Raw genomic sequence first — 18,225 nt, forward strand, 5'->3', positions numbered from 1 at the left:
TGAGCAGTGAAATGGCGACAGTGCTGACAGGGCGTTATCTCCAGATTGAGATGTTGCCTTTCAGCCTTGATGAAACCATGAGGTGGAAAAATATCAGTCCTGACTGCGAGGAACAGGCGGCACAGGCAATAATGCTGGCTGATGACTATATGCGAAACGGCGGGTATCCTGAAACAATCCCAGCTCGTAGCATAACCAAGAGTTATCTTTCCACCTTGTTTGATTCAATCCTGCTGAAAGATGTTGCCAAACGCCATAACGTAAGGAATACGACCGACTTATACAACCTTGCCACCTATTTGTTGTCAAATTTCTGCAATCCGATTTCTGCTAACGAACTTGCCGGAGAATTGGGATTGTCAAGTGTGGCGACTACAAAGAAATTCTGCGACTATCTCAACGAGCCTTACCTGTTCTTCTATTTGCCGCGCTTCAACAACAAGCTTAAACTGATGAACAAGGCTCCAAAAAAAGTATATGTCGTTGACAACGGTTTTGTGCAAAGTACAGCGTTCAATCTAAGTGAGAACCTTGGTCGCCTGTTGGAAAATCAAGTCTTTGTAGAACTCTTGCGTCGTGGCTATATCCCCGGTCAAACGTTATTCTATTACCGCACCCGCAACGATAAAGAGATAGACTTCGTGACACGCAAAGGCACGAAAGTAGAGCAACTAATCCAAGTCTGCTACGACATGACCTCCGAGAAAACCCGCAAACGCGAACTCGACGCCCTTGTCGAAGCCGCCGAAGAACTCCACTGCGACAACTTGCTTGTCATCACCAACTCGCAAGAAGGAATTGTAGAATGGAAAGAGATGACAACAAATGTTCTCTCAATCAATAAGTTTTAGAAAAAGTTTTATAATAGAATATATCAAAGAAAGAGAATAAAGACTGTTTTGTAATCATGCCAATAGCTGAGTGCGAAGGTTATGAGCCCGATCACTTCGCACACGTTTATAATGATATAATTAAACCAGCTGTTGCCAAGACTGACTTTACAGCTACGCGAGCAGATGAAGTAAAAGAAACCAACCTAATTCATTTAGACATTCTGAAAAAACTAATTGATGCACCCATTGCTATCTGCGACTTAAGCACTAGAAATCCAAATGTACTATTTGAATTAGGTATTAGACAGGCATTTGATAAACCAGTTGTATTAATTCAAGAGAAAGGCACTCCTAAAATCTTTAATATTGGACCTTTAAGATATTTGGAATATTCAAAAGAGATGCGATATCACGAAGTGATTGATACTCAAAATAAACTATGTGAAGCGATTAATGCCACAAAAGGAGCTGAAAATGAATCAGGAAATATCAATTCCATAGTCAAACTTATGGCATTAAGTTCTCCTCACTTATACCAAAATTAGATAACAACAATAAAGAGTTACTATCTCTTGATGTCGTTCGTTCTCAAATGACGGAATTAAGAATGATGTTTGAACGAATGATGTTTGAAAATCATCGTGCTCTATCATCTCCAGTCTCAATCAATGAATCAGTTAAACTGAAAGTTAAACCAAAGGTAGAATAACAGAGAGTTTGTGCGACTACTGATTAAATTGTAAGATTCTATTACTCAAAAGATTGCATTTGAAAGTCGAGCCGTAGGCGAAGGCTTTTAAAGGTACGAACATCGACAACCGGAAGATAGCCAAAGCACGACAACCGGAAGCCACGCTGCGCTTTGAACAATCTCTGCTCGACGCGGGCAACGAGGTAAACGACGCGCTCACCGAATGGCAGACCTCCAACGGTCGTATCCATCTGAACCGCAGTGTCCAACAACCAATGGCTTTTGAACACCCAATAGTACCTGACGTAAGGTCGTAGCGCCTCACGAGGTTTGTAAAACTGGAATTCCTCTTGAATCATGGGATAAAAATAGGTCCGTACCGCATGACGTCCTCACAGGCCTTTCGTTATCACCGGCAGTCCGAAACATCCCTGCTGCAGGGTCAGGGTTTTCGGCTTGCCCTTCCGCGCCTTGTTGTAGGTGGCGATGGAGACATGCAAAGTCTTTATCGCTCCGTTATCGAAAGCCACCTTCAAATAATATTCCTCGCGCACACCGTCCCGCACATAGCGGTGTCTTCCTACCCGCCGTCTCTTCTCACGCTTCTTGATGAGTTTTTCGAGCACGGTCACCTTCACCTCTTTGGTAGAAGCAGGATGAGCAAACCGGCAGTTTCCCCAAAGAAAAAGCGAACAGCCAAGGATACCCACACAAATCAGATGACACAATGCGTTCACACCTTTGTGCTCCACCGTAGTCAGCCACCTCCACCTCCGATAGAGGGGAAACGTGATGATTACCGCTGTAAGCCCTATTCCCAAAGGTATCCACACTGGCGCCAAAGTCCTTTCATAGACAACGCACCCGATGCCGGCCAGCAGAAAGACCAATGCAAATATCAGGAAACGGAGTACTTTTACAAACATCGCCTTCATTGCCGCACGCTTATTTTCTGTAAATATAGCTCAAGGAGATTATTTCCCCTGATGAACCGTCAACTGCGGGAACGGGAAGCCGATGCCCTCCTCGTTGAATACAGAATAAACTTTCTTGTTCATATCGAAATATACGTCCCAGTAATCAACGCTCTTCACCCATACGCGAATCACGACGTTCACGCTGCTGTCCGCCAAGGTGTGCAAAGCGACAAACGGCGCAGGCGTAGTCAGGATGCGGCTGTCCTCGGCCATTATGCGACGGACCGTACTTTCCACCCTGTCATAGTTCTCGCCATATTCCACACCGATGACCCACTCCACGCGACGGGTATCTTCACGGCTATAGTTGGTCACCGTACCGCTGCTCAACGCACCGTTGGGAATATAAATCACCTTATTGTCGGGAGTCGTAAGGATGGTATGAAAGATTTGGATCTCGCGCACCGTGCCCGATACGCCTTGGCTATCGATGAAATCGCCCACCTTAAAGGGACGGAAGAGCAACACAATCAGGCCGCCCGCAAAATTCTGCAAGTTTCCCGACAACGCCATACCTACAGCCACACCGGCAGATGCCAACAAGGCCGCAAACGAAGTGGTCTCCACTCCCAGCTTTCCGATTACGGCAACAATCAACAGAATAGTCAGCAGAATATTAATCAGGCTTCTTACAAAGCTCTGAATACTGAGTTCCACCTTTCTTTTAACGAGCAACCTGGCCACCATCTTATTCAAGAAAGATATCAGCAAACGACCGATGATGAAAATCAGGACGGCACCAATGATGCGTCCACCGGTTTCCACGCCCCAATTTATCAACTGTTCCATTAAATACTGAAATTTACTGAGGCCATCCTCGACGTTCGGTGCAGTCTGTGCTGCCAATAACAGAAATGATAACATATAATTTTGTTTTTAAGTTTAAAAGATTTCAGCTTCTAAGTTAGCTTTTGAATCCATCAGGAGCCAAAGGACTCCCAAACAAAGAAATCCAATTAAGTCTGCAAAATTAACAAATAAGTATGAATTAAGTTTGCTTTCGCCGCCACTCTTTTCATCGAAAGAAATTAGAAGAAGAAAAGACCAATAGCACATTGACTGACAAAATATCTGCCAGCTTATTTTCAGGAAAAACATAACAACCTGATTATCAGTAATAGAATAACAACCTGACAGACACTTGTGTTCAGCATGACAGACACTTGTGTTCAAGACGACAGACACAAGTGTTTGAGACGACAGATACAAGTGTCTGTCAAACCGGGGTATAATGGACGGAATTACGCGTTTAAAGAACCAGCACAAGGATTGAAATGAAAAACGTGTCTCAACAAGAAAATGTATTTGCCTGCTATTGCACACCTAACAAAGAAATAGTACTTTTGCCCCGATTTCAATAAAGGGGTGCCTTAATATGACGGGCTGAGATCATACCCATTAAACCTGATCCGGTTAGTACCGGCGTAGGGAAAAAGCAAGAAAAGTTCCCCTTTTCTATGTTTAACTTATTAATAATGTAGTATTGCAATGAAGAGACATGCAATGACTGGCTGCCTATTATTGGCGGCACTGGGCGTCTATGCGCAGACGCAAGGAAAGGACAGCTTGCGGGTGGTGAACCTGCAAGAAGTGGAAATCATTTCTACACGTGCTACGGGAAACACACCGGTGGCATTCACCAATGTGACCAAAGAAGAACTGAAGAAGCAGAACTTCGGGCAAGACCTGCCCTATCTGCTGAGCATGACGCCTTCCGCCATCACCACCAGTGATGCCGGAGCAGGTATCGGCTACACCACCCTGCGTGTACGTGGTACAGATGCTACCCGTATCAACGTCACCGCCAACGGGATTCCCATCAACGATGCGGAGAGCCACGCCGTATTCTGGGTGAATCTGCCGGATTTCGCCTCCTCCGTAAAGGACATGCAGATACAGCGCGGCGCGGGAACATCCACCAACGGCGCAGGCGCTTTCGGTGCCAGCATCAATATGCAGACGGGCGACTTTTCCTTGAAACCATACGCCGAATTCAACGGCTCGTACGGTTCGTTCAACACCCACAAGGAGACGGTGAAAGTAGGTACGGGGCTGATTGACGGACACTGGTCGTTCGATGCCCGCCTCTCCAACATCGCCACCGACGGTTATATCGACCGTGCGGAAGTGGGACTGAACTCCTACTATCTGCAAGGAGGCTACTACAACGACAACACCTCCATCAAACTGATTACTTTTGCCGGAAAGGAACGCACTTACCATGCCTGGAACTATGCCAGCAAGGAAGAAATGGAGGAATTCGGCAGACGCTACAACTCCTGCGGACTGATGTTCACCGATGACAACGGCGTGCAGCACTTCTACGAAGACCAGACCGACAACTACACGCAGAAGAACTACCAACTGCTGCTGAACCATAACTTCACTTCCCAATGGAACCTGAACGTGGGTCTGCACTACACCAAAGGCGACGGTTACTACCAGGAGTACAAAGACGGACGCAAACTGATAGAATACGGTATGCAACCCTACGAAGTGAACGGAGAGACTGTCAAGAAGAGCGACCTTGTCCGCAAGAAAGCGATGGACAACTGGTTCGGCGGCGGCATCTTCTCCGTTACCTATAAGAACGACCGGCTGAACGCGTCGGTCGGCGGTGCGCTGAACCGTTACGATGGCGACCACTTCGGACGGGTGCTGTGGGTGAAGAATTACCTCGGCTACCTGAATCCCGATAATGACTACTACCGCAACAACGCCACGAAAAACGACGGAAACCTCTACCTGAAAGCCAACTACGAATTGGGAGGTGGCGTAAGCGCCTACGCCGACATGCAATACCGGCACATCACCTACAAGATAAACGGCGACAACGACAAGTGGAACTCCGCCACCAATGCCTTGCAAAAGTTGGGCATCAACGAGAAGTTCGACTTCTTCAACCCCAAAGCAGGTCTCTCCTGGCAAATCAACCGCAACAACCGTCTGTACGGTTCGTTCAGCGTGGCGCACAAAGAGCCGACCCGCAACAACTACACCGACGGATTGCTGAACGAACCTCCCAAGGCCGAGCGACTCTTCGACTACGAACTGGGTTATACCTACGCCAACTCGTGGTTGAACCTCGGTGCCAACCTCTACTACATGGACTATAAAGACCAGTTGGTCTTGACCGGTGAGCTGAACGAAATTGGCGAGGCCATAGCCGCCAACGTGCCCGACAGCTACCGCATGGGTATCGAACTGATGGCGGGTCTGAAACTGCCTTGCGGATTCCAATGGGACATCAATGCCACGTTGAGCAAGAACCGCATCAAGAACTTCGTGGAAACGCTCTACGGATATGACGATGAGTGGAACGACCTGCCCGGTGTGAAAATCAACCACGGCACCACGCACATTGCCTTCTCGCCCGACTTCATCCTAAACAACCGCTTCGGTTATGCCTACAAAGGCTTTGAAGCTTCCCTGCAATCGCAGTACGTCGGCAAGCAGTACATGAGCAATATGGACATCGAAGACCATCGTCTGGACGCCTACTTCGTGAGCAACCTGAACCTGGCCTACACGTTCAAACTGCCGAGACTGAAATCTGTCACCGTTGGCTGCACTGTCTATAACCTCTTCAACGAGAAGTATGAGAACAACGGTTGGGCATCCAGATATTACAAAAATTCTCCTCAGATTCAAAGTAATAGTGCTGGCTACGCCGCACAAGCCGGAACGAATGTACTGGGACACGTAAGCATTCGTTTTTGAGAGTCTTTTTTTAAAGGAGTTATCGGGAGTTATTCGGAAGTTAAAGGCCGATACTTCGCCTCTTGACTCCCAACAACAGAAAGTCATGGAACAAGCACTTGAAATCATCGGAACCCTTGTCGGACTGCTCTACCTCTGGTTGGAGTACCGGGCAAGCATCTATCTTTGGATAGCGGGCATCGTCATGCCCGCTATCTATCTCTTTGTCTATTATGAGGCGGGACTGTATGCCGATTTCGGTATCAATGTCTATTACCTGTGCGCCGCACTCTATGGCTGGACGATGTGGAAATACGGCGGATTTGTCCGAAAGAAAATCCTGCGGAAGAAGGCAGAAGAAAGCGGAAAGGAGGAGGAACTCCCCATCACCCGTATGCCGTTGCGCCACCTGTTGCCGCTGACGGTTATCTTTGCCGTCACTTTCGTCCTTATCGCCTGGATACTCATCCGCTTCACGGACAGCACTGTGCCGTGGCTGGACTCTTTCACCACCGCCATGAGCATCATAGGCATGTGGATGCTGGCGCGCAAATATGTGGAACAATGGTGGGCATGGATTGTCGTGGATGCCGTCAGCGCCGGGCTATATGTCTATAAAGGACTAGATTTTACCGCCGGACTATATGCGTTTTATACAATTATCGCTATCTTTGGCTACTTCAAATGGAAGAGAATGATTTCTGAATTATGAAAATAGAAGCGGTAGTTTTGGCAAATGGAGAGTATCCCACTCATCCACTGCCTTTGAAGATATTGGCAGATGCCCCCTACGTAGTTTGCTGCGACGGCGGGGCAAACGAATATATCCGACAGGGGCACATGCCCAATGCAATTGTCGGCGATGGAGATTCTTTAAGCGAAGAGAACAGGCTGTGCTACAGCTCCCTGCTTCACTCCTTTCCCGAAGACCAAGAGACCAACGACCAGACGAAAGCTGTCAATTTCCTGTTGGTGCAAGGCAAACGGCACATCGCCATCCTCGGTGCCACGGGCAAACGAGAAGACCATACGATAGGCAACATCAGCCTGCTCATCGAATACCTGCGCTACGGAGCAGAAGTACGCACCTATACCGACTACGGAGTCTTCATCCCCTGCCGGGACACGCATACCTTTCCTTGCCACCCGGGACAACAGGTTTCCATCATCAACTTCACCGCCCACGGCCTGCACGGGAAAGGACTGGTCTATCCCCTCAGCGACTTCACCAACTGGTGGCAAGGTACGCTGAACTGCTGTACAGGAACAGAATTTACCATTGAAGCGGAAGGAGAATACCTGATTATGATAAACTACTAAAGGCCTGTTTACCCATAAACGAAAGCGCATCAAAAGACTGCATCAAAACATCGTTGTCTTTTGATGCGCCCCGTTTTTTCAGGCAAGTCTTACAGGCCAAGCAAATAGTTCTTGAACTCCACAAACTCTTTCGACATCGGCAGGCTCTTCTTCTCGCCCTGCATGAAGGCTTGCAGTTTTTCGGGAATCTCCACCGCTTCGCCGATGATGCCTTCCACCGTGTCTTTGAACTTCGCAGGATGCGCTGTCTCCAAGAAGATTCCAGTCTCGCCGGGCCGCAATCCTTCGGACAAGGCGCGGAAGCCACAAGCACCATGCGGGTCAAGCAGATAGTGTTCCTTCTTCCACACTTCACGCATGGTTTCGGCAATCTGTTCGTTGGTATAGGTGGCGCCGCTGATTTCGGCAGAGATGGCGGTGTGGCTGTTTCCGTAAAGGTCGAGTACACGGGCAAAGTTGCTCGGGTCGCCCACATCCATCGCGTTGGCAATGGTGGCGATGCCGGGACGCGGCATATAAACACCCGTCTGCAAGTATTGATAGAAGATATCGTTGCGGTTGTTGGCAGCAATGAAACGCTTCACGGGCAGGCCCATCCGCTTGCCGAACAGTCCGGCGGTGATATTGCCGAAGTTTCCGCTGGGAACACAGATGACAGGAGACGAGAAAGCGGCTTGCTGCTCTGCTAATTTGTCCGTTTGTCCCTTCGCCAGCTTCTTCCACTGCGCATACGCATAGAAATAATAGAATGCCTGCGGCAGGAAACGCGCCACATTGATGGAATTGGCGCTGGTGAGTTGCAGGTGTTCGTTCAATTCCTTATCCATAAAAGCGGATTTCACCAACGCCTGGCAGTCGTCGAACGTGCCATCTACTTCAAGGGCAGTGATGTTCCGCCCCAAGGTGGTGAACTGCTTCTCCTGAATCTCGCTTACCTTGCCTTTCGGATAGAGCACATAGACGTGAATGCCCTCTACCCCAAGAAAGCCGTTGGCCACGGCACTGCCTGTATCTCCGGAAGTCGCCACCAGTACATTCACCTGCTTCTTGCCCTCCTTCCGGATAAAGTATCCCAGCAGACGCGCCATGAAGCGACCGCCTACATCCTTGAAGGCGAGTGTCGGCCCGTGAAACAATTCAAGGGAATAGATATTCTCCGTCACTTTCACTAAAGGCACATCGAAACTCAACGTATCATACACAATCTGTTTCAGCGTATCGGCAGGCATATCCTCACCAAAGAAGGCATCCGCCACCCGATAGGCTATCTCCTGAAAACCGAGGTTCTCAATGTTGTCGTAGAACTCCTGCGGCAACGGTTTGATGACATAAGGCATAAAAAGCCCCTTGTCTGCGGCAAGCCCGCGCACCACGGCCTCTTCTAAAGTTGCATCGGAGGCCTGTCTGTTAGTACTGTAATATTTCATAGGAATGGAAAGTAGAAAATTAGAAATTAAAGGTAACGCTATCACATCAACACATTCACCCCATTAGCACATTGATAAACTCATCCTCCTTCAGCACTCCATAGCTGCCATCGTAGGCAGAAACCTCGTCAAAGGCCTGCACGCTGTCCGGCTCAATACCCGGATACCAAATAAGGAAGGGTACGGGTTCTGCCGTATGTGTGCGCAGTTCGCAAGGAGTGGGATGGTCGGGCAATATGGCGATGGCGACGGGTTCGTCCCAATCCTTCAACGCCTCATAGATAGGCCCTACGGCACGGCTATCCAGATTTTCAATGGTCTTTATCTTTAACGGAACATTGCCTTCATGCCCCGCCTCGTCGCTCGCCTCTATGTGCAGATAGACAAAATCATCCGTCTTCAAGGCTTCAAGGGCAGCAGCCACTTTGTTCTCATAGCTGGTGTCGTAAAGTCCTGTGGCACCTTCCACGGTAATCCGGCGCATGCCTGCATAGTAACCAATGCCGTTAATCAAATCAACAGCAGAGATGACCGCACTCTTCTTTACCTGCGGGAACTTGTCCGAAAAGCGTTCCATCTGCGGGCGATAACCAGGACTCCACGGCCAGATGCTGTTGGCGGGGTCTTTGCCTTCGGCGATACGTTTCAAGTTGACAGGATGTTCGCGAAGCAGCTCCTGCGAACGGAGTATCAGGTTATTGAGCAGGTCAGCAGTCTGCTGCGGAGTCAAATCGGCATTTCCTTCGGGAACAGCTATGTGCTCTGCGCCCTCCATCGGTTTCACCATCAACGGACGGAACGGCTGCAACGGAACATCGTGCGGCGGCGTGCAATCTATTCGTTTGTCACCGCCTTTTATCACCAGCAAATGGCGGTATTGCACGCCAGTATAGAAACTTACCCGGTCATCACCCAGCTTTTCTTGCAGGTATTTCACCAGTATATCCGCCTCTTCCGTCGTGATATGCCCTGAAGAGTGATTCTTCAGAATCTCTCCTTCGACGCAGACAATGTTGCAACGCATCGCCATCTCACCGGGCTGCAAATCCACCCCGATGCTTGCCGCTTCCAATGGGCCTCTGCCTTCATAAACCTTCGGCAGGTTATATCCCAAAACGGACATGTTCGCCACTTCGCTGCCCGGATGAAACCCTTCAGCAACAGTCACCAGACGTCCCACACGTCCCATGCGTGCCAGTTTATCCATATAAGGAGTGGAAGCAGCCTGTAGCAAGGTTTTGTTTCCTAATGCCTTCACAGGCCAGTCGGCCATGCCGTCACCTAATATAATGATACAGCCTCTCCCCCTGGCTCCCTTCCCCGCAGGGAGGGGAGATGAGTTACTATTGTTTTGTGGTTTCATAAATGAATACCTTTCTATTTTTTAGTTTCTATTTTTACTTTTTATACTTAATTCCCATACACCAGTCTCCCCCCCTGCCCCCTCTCCTGTAGGGAGGGGGGCAGGGGGGAGCTGTGAGTCGAGAGGTTCTATACATTCGCAATACTCATGATATCCGCAAATACACCTGCTGCAGTCACGCCAGCACCGGCACCGTAGCCTTGTATCATCATCGGGTACTCCTTGTAGCGTTCTGTAGTCAGCAAGATAATGTTGTTGCTGCCTTCCAAGCCATAGAACGGATGGTTGATGCCCACTTCCTGCAAACCTACCGAAGCCTTTCCGTCTTCCAATTTGGCAACAAAACGCCAGTGCTTGTTCGCTGCTTCCAGCACCTTGCGGCGTGCCTCGAAATCGGCATCCAGACGCGGCACTTTCTGCCAGAAGTCATCCAGAGAACCTTCAAAGAAATCATCGGGCACAAAGAGATTCTTCTCCACATCGCTCTGTTCCAAACGGTAACCCGCCTCACGTGCTAGAATCACCAATTTACGGATGACATCCTTACCACTGAGGTCAATGCGTGGGTCGGGTTCGGAGTAGCGTTCTTCCTGCGCCATTTTGATGGTGCGGCTAAACGGAACATCCGCACTGATTTTATTGAAGATATAGTTCAGTGTGCCGCTCAATACGGCTTCAATCTTCAGAATCTTGTCGCCACTATGGATAAGGTCGTTTATGGTGTTGATAATGGGAAGTCCCGCCCCCACATTGGTTTCAAACAGATACTTCACGCCACGCTGACGGGCTATCTGCTTCAGCTCTCGATAGTTTTCATATTCAGAAGAGGCGGCAATTTTGTTGGCAGCCACCACAGATACATTATGTAACAACAAGTCTTTGTAAAGAGAAGCGATGTCCGCGCTTGCCGTACAGTCCACAAATACGGAATTGAAGATATTCATACCGATAATCTCGTTCCGCAAGAACTCCAGAGAACTACTGCCACCCTTTTCATATAACTCTTGCCGGAAGTTGGACAAATCGATGCCGTTGCGGTCGAACATCGCTTTCTTGCCATCGGCGATACCCACGACATTCAACTGCAATCCGTTTTCCTGCATCAGTTTCTGCCGTTGGCTATGAATCTGCTCTATCAGGCTGCCGCCCACCGTGCCAATACCGCAAATGAAGATATTCAGCACCTGATATTCGGACAGGAAGAAGGAGTCGTGGATGACGTTCAATGACTTACGCAACGACTTGCCATCCACCACAAACGATATATTTGTTTCCGAAGCTCCTTGCGCGCAGGCAATCACATTGATACCGTTGCGCCCCAATGTATCGAACAGCTTACCGGCAATACCCGGCGTATGTTTCATGTTCTCGCCCACGATAGCCACTGTGGCCAATCCTTTTTCCGCCTGAATCCGGGAAATCTCTCCCATTTCTATCTCTTTGGCGAACTCCTCGTTCAGCACCTCACAAGCCAAATCGGCATCGGCATTACGCACGCCAATAGAGGTGGAATTTTCCGAGGAAGCCTGAGACACCAGGAATACGCTGATACCATTTTTCGCCAGCACCTTGAAAATGCGATAGTTCACGCCGATAACACCGACCATACCCAGACCTTGCACTGTAATCAGGCTTGTATCGTTGATGGAAGAAATGCCCTTGATGACTTTGCACTGCGGGTCGGAAACGACCTGCTTGATAACCGTTCCCGCCCCTTCGGGATTAAACGTATTCTTCACCCAGATAGGAATGTTCTTGTGACAAACCGGATAAATCGTCGGCGGATAAACCACCTTCGCTCCGAAATTGCAAAGCTCCGTAGCCTCCACATAGCTCAATTCGTTGATGGTATATGCGGTGGAAATGACACGCGGGTCGGCGGTCATGAATCCATCCACATCCGTCCAGATTTCCAGGCAGTCGGCATCCAGCGCCGCCGCAACAATGGCAGCCGTATAATCGGAACCACCCCTTCCCAGATTCGTCACATCGCCCGTCGTCTTGTCGGTAGAGATGAATCCCGGAATCAGCACACGCCGGGGCAAGTCGGCGAACGTCTCGCGTACCAGCGAATTGGTCAATTCCGTATCGAGTACGTGCTTAGAATGCTTCTTCTCCGTCTTGATGAATTGGCGCGAATCGTACCACTCCGCTCCCGTCAGTCGAGCGGCGATGATGGATGAAAGGCGTTCGCCGTAGCTGACAATCGTGTCGGAAGTCTTCTGCGAAAGGTCCTTTATCAAATAGATACCCTGGAAAATATCTTTCAGTTCATTGAGCAGTTCACCGACCCGGTGTTGCAGGTCGGCCTGCGCCTCGCCTGCCGGAATCACGTCCTTCACCATTTCCACGTGGCGACATACAATCTCACGGAACTCGTTTTCGTAGGAGGCATCGCCCGCAGCCGCCATTCGGGAGGTGTTAATCAGCTTGTCCGTAATGCCTCCCAATGCGGAGACTACCACGATGACCGGTTCTTCGACTGCTTCTACAATTCTCTTGACGCTCAAAATACTGCTTGGGGTTCCTACGGAAGAACCGCCGAATTTCATTACTTTCATTTCTCTTTATATAGTTGAGATGGTTGATACAATGTGTCGAGAATAAGCCTGTACGGCTTATCGGACTTTTATTAAATAGAAAAACTGACTAAAAAAATGGTGTAACACGTAGAAACACAAATACTATCCCCTAACCCCTAAGGGTCATGGTCCACATCGACATGACTGTATGTTGATAGTATCTGTTCATAATCTCTTGTTTCTATCGTTCTTTTGATAAGTGCTGCAAAAATAAGAATAAAAGCATTCAATCTATCACTTTTTGCAACCTTTTTACGATAAAAGTTACTTTTGTTCATTTAAGACCTGATTTCATCATCATCGCGTGGTCGTCGCATCACCACTGCGTTGCCACTGCACCGCCACTACGCCTTCGCTTCAACCTCGCTCTTCCTCTGTTCCTTGGGAGTGGCTTTGCATCGGAACCACATTGGAGCTATATCAGGCCCGAGCCTGTTCCAGAGCGGGCTTCCGACGAAGAAAATTTGATAACCGCCCCTGCCCACAACCGTCCATTCCAGTACGCTATCTATGGCAGAAAGAGCCGTGCGATAAAAGTACAGGAATTCCGGACTTCAGTCCCACTTTCGGCATGATTCATGCTTTCTGAAAGTAGTGTTTGCCATACCATAAAACAGAACGCTTCCATAAAATCACCGCTTCTATCGCATTAGAAAAGCGGCAAATGATGGAAGAAAGACTTAAAAGTAGTACCTTTGGGCAATCATTTAGAAGGAACGCTCATTATGGCTAAGGAAAAAACGGTATATGTATGCAGCAACTGCGGACAGGAGTCGCCCAAATGGGTGGGCAAATGTCCGTCGTGCGGAGAGTGGAACACGTATGTGGAAGAAGTGATGCGAAAAGAGACGGTAAGCAAACGCCCCGTGTCGGGCATCGAGACCGCCAAGGCAAAACCGTTGACACTTCCTGAAATAGAGACGGATGACGAACCGCGCATTGACCTGCACGACGACGAACTGAACCGAGTGCTGGGCGGCGGCCTGGTGCAAGGCTCTTTGGTTTTGATTGGCGGCGAGCCCGGCATCGGAAAATCCACACTGGTGCTGCAAACCGTACTCCGCATACCGGAAAAGCGTATTCTCTACATCTCCGGCGAGGAAAGCGCACGGCAGTTGAAACTGCGTGCCGACCGCCTGACCCGTGTTCCCGGCGATTGTCTTATCGTGTGCGAAACCTCGTTGGAGCAGATTTACGTCCACATCAAAAACGTGCGCCCGGATATCGTCATCATCGACTCCATACAGACCATCTCCACCGAAAGCATCGAATCGTCGCCAGGCAGCATCTCGCAAGTGAGGGAGTGTTCTGCCTCCATTCTGCGCTTTGCTAAGGAGACGCATACGGCGGTCATCCTCATCGGACACATCAACAAAGAAGGCAGCATCGCCGGGCCGAAGGTACTGGAACACGTCGTGGACACCGTGTTGCAATTCGAGGGCGACCAGCATTATATGTATCGCATCCTGCGAAGCATCAAGAACCGCTTCGGAAGCACTGCTGAACTGGGCATTTACGAGATGCGACAAGACGGTTTGCGGCAAGTGAGCAATCCCTCCGAACTATTGCTCAGCCAAGACCACGAAGGTATGAGCGGCATCGCCATCGCTTCGGCCATCGAAGGGGTCAGGCCTTTCCTCATCGAGACACAGGCATTGGTCAGCAGTGCTGTCTATGGCAATCCGCAACGATCCGCCACGGGATTTGACATCCGGCGCATGAACATGCTGCTCGCCGTATTGGAGAAGCGGGTCGGCTTCAAGCTGGCACAGAAAGACGTGTTCCTCAACATTGCCGGAGGACTGAAAGTGAACGACCCCGCCATAGACTTGGCCGTCATCAGCGCCATCCTCAGCAGCAATATGGACGCGGCCATCGATACGGAGGTGTGTATGGCAGGCGAAATCGGCCTGTCGGGCGAAATACGCCCCGTGAACCGCATCGAGCAACGCATCGGCGAAGCGGAGAAGTTGGGATTCAAACAATTCATCCTACCCAAACATAACATGCAGGGACTGAGCGCATCGAAACTGAAGATAGAACTCATCCCGGTACGGAAAGTAGAGGAAGCGTTCCGGACACTGTTCGGATAAAGCATGCTCCCAACTCCCGATACCCACCTCTGAACCCAATAAAGTATTACAATATGACCCAAAAACAATCACACACTTTGACCTGCACGGACTGCGGCACACAGAACTGCAAGTACAAGAACCGCACCTATCCCGACTTCTGCCTGACCACCCGCTTGGAGCAGGAAGATCTGGAATGGGCATTGGAGCGATACGGCGACGACAACAACCACAATGTGATGGTGGCAAGCGCCGAAGTGGAATATGAAGGCTACTGCCGGCTGACCCGCGTGGAAGAGATTATGACCTTTGCCCGCAAAATGGGTTATCGGAAGATAGGCATCGCCCATTGCATCGGATTGCTGAACGAGGCACGCATCTTCGCCCGCATCCTCCGCGCCAACGGCTTTGAGCCTTACGCCGTGATATGCAAGGTGGGCGGAGTGGCGAAGTCATCGGTAGGCATACCCGCAGCCTGCGAAAGCATTGGCGCGGCGATGTGTAACCCCATCTTGCAGGCACGGCTGCTGAACCAAGAGCAGACGGACCTGAATGTGGTCATCGGCCTGTGTGTGGGCCACGACAGCCTGTTCTACAAGTATTCGGAAGCCTATGTCACCACCCTCGTGACCAAAGACCGCGTGACGGGACACAATCCGGCCGCCGCGCTCTACACCACCAACTCTTACTACCGCAAGAAACTAATGCCGGAAGGCGAATGACCCACAGAAACAGACAAAGAAAATGATACAAGAATACCAACTACGAGTACTGCCCGAGATAGCAGCAAACGAGCAGCGCCTGAAAGAGTATTTAGTCCACGAGAAGGGCTTGAACGCACAGCAGATAACCGCCACACGCATCCTGAAACGCAGCATCGACGCCCGCCAGCGAACCATCTACGTGAACCTCAGCGTACGTGCCTACCTGAATGAGATGCCGAAAGAAGAGGAATATCAACATACCATATATAATAATGTAGAAGGAAAACCACAAGTCATCGTGGTGGGTGCCGGCCCCGGAGGACTGTTCGCCGCCCTGCGGCTGATAGAACTCGGGCTGCGTCCCGTCATTGTGGAGCGCGGCAAGGACGTGCGCGAACGGAAGAAAGACCTGGCGCAGATAGGGCGACAACAGGCCGTCAACCCTGAATCGAACTACAGCTTCGGAGAAGGGGGAGCCGGTGCCTACTCGGACGGAAAGCTCTACACCCGCAGCAAGAAACGTGGAAACGTGGACAAGATTCTGAACGTCTTCTGCCAGCACGGCGCATCCCCCTCCATCCTGGTGGACGCACATCCGCACATCGGCACAGACAAACTGCCGCGCGTCATCGAAAACATGCGCAACACCATCATCGGCTGCGGCGGCGAAGTGCACTTCGAGACACGCATGGATGCCCTGATTATAGAAGATGACGAGGTGAAAGGCATCGAAACCAACACCGGGAAGACCTTTCTTGGCCCCGTGATACTTGCCACCGGACACTCCGCCCGTGATGTCTATCGCTGGCTCGCCACCCACAACGTGGAGATAGAAGCCAAAGGAATCGCCGTAGGAGTACGTCTGGAACATCCCGCTCTTCTCATCGACCAGATACAATACCACAACCGCAACGGACGGGGCAAATACCTGCCCGCCGCCGAATACAGCTTCGTCCAGCAAGTGGACGGACGGGGCGTATATAGCTTCTGCATGTGTCCCGGCGGCTTCGTGGTGCCCGCCGCCAGCGGCCCCGAACAGATAGTGGTCAACGGCATGAGCCCCAGCAACCGAGGCTCCCGCTGGAGCAATTCGGGAATGGTAGTGGAGATACGCCCGGAGGACTTGGAAAATGAAAAAATAGACGCTGCCACGCCAAATGGAAATTCTCAATTCTCAATTTTCAACTCTCAATTAAATATGCTTCTCTTTCAAGAGCATCTGGAGCGCCTCTGCTGGCAACAAGGAAACCGGAAACAGACGGCACCGGCACAACGCATGGCCGACTTCACCCGCAAGAAACTGAGTTACGACCTACCGGAGAGTTCGTATGCGCCGGGACTGGTCTCCTCCCCCCTGCACTTCTGGATGCCGGCTTTCATCACAGAACGTTTGAGCAAAGGCTTTCAGCTCTTCGGCAAGTACAGCCGGGGCTTCCTGACGAACGAAGCCGTCATGATAGGCGTGGAGACACGCACATCGGCCCCCGTACGCATCTTGCGCAACAAAGACACCTTGCAACACGTACGCATCCGCGGATTGTTCCCCTGCGGCGAGGGTGCCGGATATGCCGGAGGCATCGTCTCAGCCGGCGTGGACGGCGAACGGTGCGCAGAAGCAGCAAAGGCATATTTAAATGGTGATAAGCAATAAATCATAAATCTGAAATCATAAATCTAAAAAATGTCCTCCCCCGAAATCGCCATCATCGACCCCAACACCCTCTCCTGTCTGGGGCTGCAAAACCTGTTGGAAGAAATCATCCCGACGGCAGTCATCCGCCCGTTCGGCTCGTTCAGCCAGCTGATGGATGACACGCCGGACATGTACGCCCACTACTTCGTCTCCGCGCAGATTTACTTCGAGCACACAGCTTTCTTCCTGGAGCGCAAGCCCAAAACCATCGTGCTCACGAACGGCGAGCCCGCCACACCACTGCCGGGCATCCACACGCTGAACATCTTTCAGGACGAAAAACGACTGGCAAAGGACATCCTGCAACTGCACCGCCACGGACATCCCGGCAACCGACACGGCACCCACGCCCCGTCCGCCAACGACCTTTCGCCCCGCGAGACGGAGGTGCTGGCACTGGTCGCCAAAGGCTGCATCAACAAAGAGATTGCCGACCGCCTGCACATCAGCCTGACCACCGTCATCTCCCACCGCAAGAACATCACAGAGAAGCTGGGCATCAAGTCCGTATCGGGACTGACCATCTATGCCGTAATGAACGGGGTGGTGGAGGCGGACGGGATGTGATTTCAGATTTATGGGGCAGGGAAACGGAAGGAGGCGGAAACGCGTAAGCAGGGAAGCAAAAATGCGTAACTACGCATTTTTTGCTCCGTAGGCATCTGATTTTTCTTTACAAGAAAAGGGCTCTCACGTCGGCCGCAACAAAGTTTCGGTCTCCCGAAATCCTAATAAATGAGGATTGTCCCGCCCGCCGGAAACCCGTTACTTTGCAGGCAAAAAGCAACCATCACCCATGAACAGATACAGATTCATCCCCCTGCTCTTCGCACTGCTTGCCGGCAACGCCGCGCAAGCCGACCG

14 protein-coding genes, 1 pseudogene and 1 riboswitch are annotated in these 18,225 nt (G+C 50.6%); of the genes and pseudogenes, 10 read left to right on the plus strand and 5 right to left on the minus strand.

The annotated features are described in order from the left end of the window. From K2G43_RS04920 to K2G43_RS04930, 3 genes and pseudogenes are all read left to right on the plus strand, one after another. The coding region (locus K2G43_RS04920; RefSeq protein ID WP_300153259.1) for an ATP-binding protein at positions 1 to 851 on the plus strand (851 nt) is incomplete at its 5' end. A 56-nt stretch (positions 852 to 907) separates the two neighbouring features. Further along, entirely contained in the window at positions 908 to 1,378 is a 471-nt protein-coding gene (locus tag K2G43_RS04925; RefSeq protein WP_300153261.1) for a hypothetical protein, read from the plus strand. 253 nt (positions 1,379 to 1,631) lie between these two features. Beyond that, positions 1,632 to 1,781 (plus strand): annotated as a pseudogene (locus K2G43_RS04930) (TolC family protein); the annotation flags it as partial. Between the two features lie 135 nt (positions 1,782 to 1,916). Here the strand turns inward: K2G43_RS04930 and K2G43_RS04935 are convergent. Both K2G43_RS04935 and K2G43_RS04940 read right to left on the minus strand, forming a co-directional pair. After that, on the minus strand, positions 1,917 to 2,459 hold the full coding sequence (locus K2G43_RS04935; protein ID WP_300153263.1) for a hypothetical protein: 543 nt from the start codon (positions 2,457 to 2,459) through the stop codon (positions 1,917 to 1,919). A 39-nt stretch (positions 2,460 to 2,498) separates the two neighbouring features. Beyond that, complete coding sequence (locus tag K2G43_RS04940; RefSeq protein ID WP_300153265.1) at positions 2,499 to 3,365, minus strand: mechanosensitive ion channel domain-containing protein; 867 nt, start codon at positions 3,363 to 3,365, stop codon at positions 2,499 to 2,501. A 487-nt stretch (positions 3,366 to 3,852) separates the two neighbouring features. Next, positions 3,853 to 3,949: riboswitch (TPP riboswitch) on the plus strand. Between the two features lie 40 nt (positions 3,950 to 3,989). Here K2G43_RS04940 and K2G43_RS04945 point away from each other — a divergent pair. From K2G43_RS04945 to K2G43_RS04955, 3 genes are all read left to right on the plus strand, one after another. Next, entirely contained in the window at positions 3,990 to 6,221 is a 2,232-nt protein-coding gene (locus tag K2G43_RS04945) for a TonB-dependent receptor (RefSeq protein WP_300153267.1), read from the plus strand. Positions 6,222 to 6,306: 85 nt separating this feature from the next. After that, positions 6,307 to 6,912 carry a nicotinamide riboside transporter PnuC gene (pnuC, locus tag K2G43_RS04950; RefSeq protein ID WP_300153269.1) on the plus strand — a complete coding sequence of 202 codons (606 nt, stop codon included), beginning with the start codon at positions 6,307 to 6,309 and terminating at the stop codon, positions 6,910 to 6,912. Beyond that, complete coding sequence (locus K2G43_RS04955; RefSeq protein WP_297641563.1) at positions 6,909 to 7,520, plus strand: thiamine diphosphokinase; 612 nt, start codon at positions 6,909 to 6,911, stop codon at positions 7,518 to 7,520. The genes pnuC and K2G43_RS04955 overlap by 4 nt, the downstream gene beginning before the upstream one ends. Before the next feature lie 89 nt (positions 7,521 to 7,609). Here the strand turns inward: K2G43_RS04955 and thrC are convergent, their stop codons facing one another. The 3 genes from thrC to thrA form a co-directional block, all read right to left on the minus strand. Further along, positions 7,610 to 8,947 (minus strand): threonine synthase, encoded by a 1,338-nt coding sequence (gene thrC, locus K2G43_RS04960; protein WP_300153272.1) that lies wholly within the window; start codon positions 8,945 to 8,947, stop codon positions 7,610 to 7,612. A 55-nt stretch (positions 8,948 to 9,002) separates the two neighbouring features. Beyond that, a complete protein-coding gene (locus K2G43_RS04965; RefSeq protein WP_300153274.1) occupies positions 9,003 to 10,310 on the minus strand; it encodes a cofactor-independent phosphoglycerate mutase in 1,308 nt (435 codons plus the stop codon). A gap of 128 nt (positions 10,311 to 10,438) precedes the next feature. Then, positions 10,439 to 12,871, minus strand: coding sequence for a bifunctional aspartate kinase/homoserine dehydrogenase I (gene thrA, locus K2G43_RS04970; RefSeq protein ID WP_300153276.1), 2,433 nt, complete (start codon positions 12,869 to 12,871; stop codon positions 10,439 to 10,441). A 746-nt stretch (positions 12,872 to 13,617) separates the two neighbouring features. Between thrA and radA the strand changes: the two genes are divergently transcribed. Genes radA through K2G43_RS04990 form a run of 4 tightly spaced genes read left to right on the plus strand, consistent with a single transcriptional unit; the run spans position 13,618 to position 17,928 of the window. Then, positions 13,618 to 14,985: a DNA repair protein RadA gene (gene radA, locus K2G43_RS04975; protein ID WP_297641555.1), complete on the plus strand. Its 1,368-nt coding sequence runs from the start codon at positions 13,618 to 13,620 to the stop codon at positions 14,983 to 14,985. 53 nt (positions 14,986 to 15,038) lie between these two features. Next, on the plus strand, positions 15,039 to 15,686 hold the full coding sequence (locus K2G43_RS04980; protein WP_300153278.1) for a DUF1847 domain-containing protein: 648 nt from the start codon (positions 15,039 to 15,041) through the stop codon (positions 15,684 to 15,686). A gap of 22 nt (positions 15,687 to 15,708) precedes the next feature. Beyond that, the gene (locus tag K2G43_RS04985) at positions 15,709 to 17,319 is read left to right on the plus strand and encodes an FAD-dependent protein (protein WP_300153280.1); all 1,611 of its coding nucleotides are present in this window, start codon (positions 15,709 to 15,711) and stop codon (positions 17,317 to 17,319) included. A 30-nt stretch (positions 17,320 to 17,349) separates the two neighbouring features. Continuing rightward, the gene (locus K2G43_RS04990; RefSeq protein ID WP_300153282.1) at positions 17,350 to 17,928 is read left to right on the plus strand and encodes a LuxR C-terminal-related transcriptional regulator; all 579 of its coding nucleotides are present in this window, start codon (positions 17,350 to 17,352) and stop codon (positions 17,926 to 17,928) included. Positions 17,929 to 18,225: the final 297 nt, after the last annotated feature.

The sequence above is a fragment of the Bacteroides sp. genome, assembly GCF_029057325.1.
Classification (GTDB): Bacteria; Bacteroidota; Bacteroidia; order Bacteroidales; family Bacteroidaceae; genus Bacteroides.

What these genes read in the sequence shown, in the direction of transcription:
- K2G43_RS04935 (WP_300153263.1), bottom strand. Translation starts at nt 2,459, where the DNA reads ATGAAGGCGATGTTTGTAAAAGTACTCCGTTTCCTGATATTTGCATTG.
- K2G43_RS04925 (WP_300153261.1), top strand. Translation starts at nt 908, where the DNA reads ATGCCAATAGCTGAGTGCGAAGGTTATGAGCCCGATCACTTCGCACAC.
- K2G43_RS04990 (WP_300153282.1), top strand. Translation starts at nt 17,350, where the DNA reads ATGTCCTCCCCCGAAATCGCCATCATCGACCCCAACACCCTCTCCTGT.
- K2G43_RS04945 (WP_300153267.1), top strand. Translation starts at nt 3,990, where the DNA reads ATGAAGAGACATGCAATGACTGGCTGCCTATTATTGGCGGCACTGGGC.
- K2G43_RS04955 (WP_297641563.1), top strand. Translation starts at nt 6,909, where the DNA reads ATGAAAATAGAAGCGGTAGTTTTGGCAAATGGAGAGTATCCCACTCAT.
- K2G43_RS04940 (WP_300153265.1), bottom strand. Translation starts at nt 3,365, where the DNA reads ATGTTATCATTTCTGTTATTGGCAGCACAGACTGCACCGAACGTCGAG.
- thrC (WP_300153272.1), bottom strand. Translation starts at nt 8,947, where the DNA reads ATGAAATATTACAGTACTAACAGACAGGCCTCCGATGCAACTTTAGAA.
- thrA (WP_300153276.1), bottom strand. Translation starts at nt 12,871, where the DNA reads ATGAAAGTAATGAAATTCGGCGGTTCTTCCGTAGGAACCCCAAGCAGT.
- K2G43_RS04965 (WP_300153274.1), bottom strand. Translation starts at nt 10,310, where the DNA reads ATGAAACCACAAAACAATAGTAACTCATCTCCCCTCCCTGCGGGGAAG.
- K2G43_RS04985 (WP_300153280.1), top strand. Translation starts at nt 15,709, where the DNA reads ATGATACAAGAATACCAACTACGAGTACTGCCCGAGATAGCAGCAAAC.
- pnuC (WP_300153269.1), top strand. Translation starts at nt 6,307, where the DNA reads ATGGAACAAGCACTTGAAATCATCGGAACCCTTGTCGGACTGCTCTAC.
- radA (WP_297641555.1), top strand. Translation starts at nt 13,618, where the DNA reads ATGGCTAAGGAAAAAACGGTATATGTATGCAGCAACTGCGGACAGGAG.
- K2G43_RS04980 (WP_300153278.1), top strand. Translation starts at nt 15,039, where the DNA reads ATGACCCAAAAACAATCACACACTTTGACCTGCACGGACTGCGGCACA.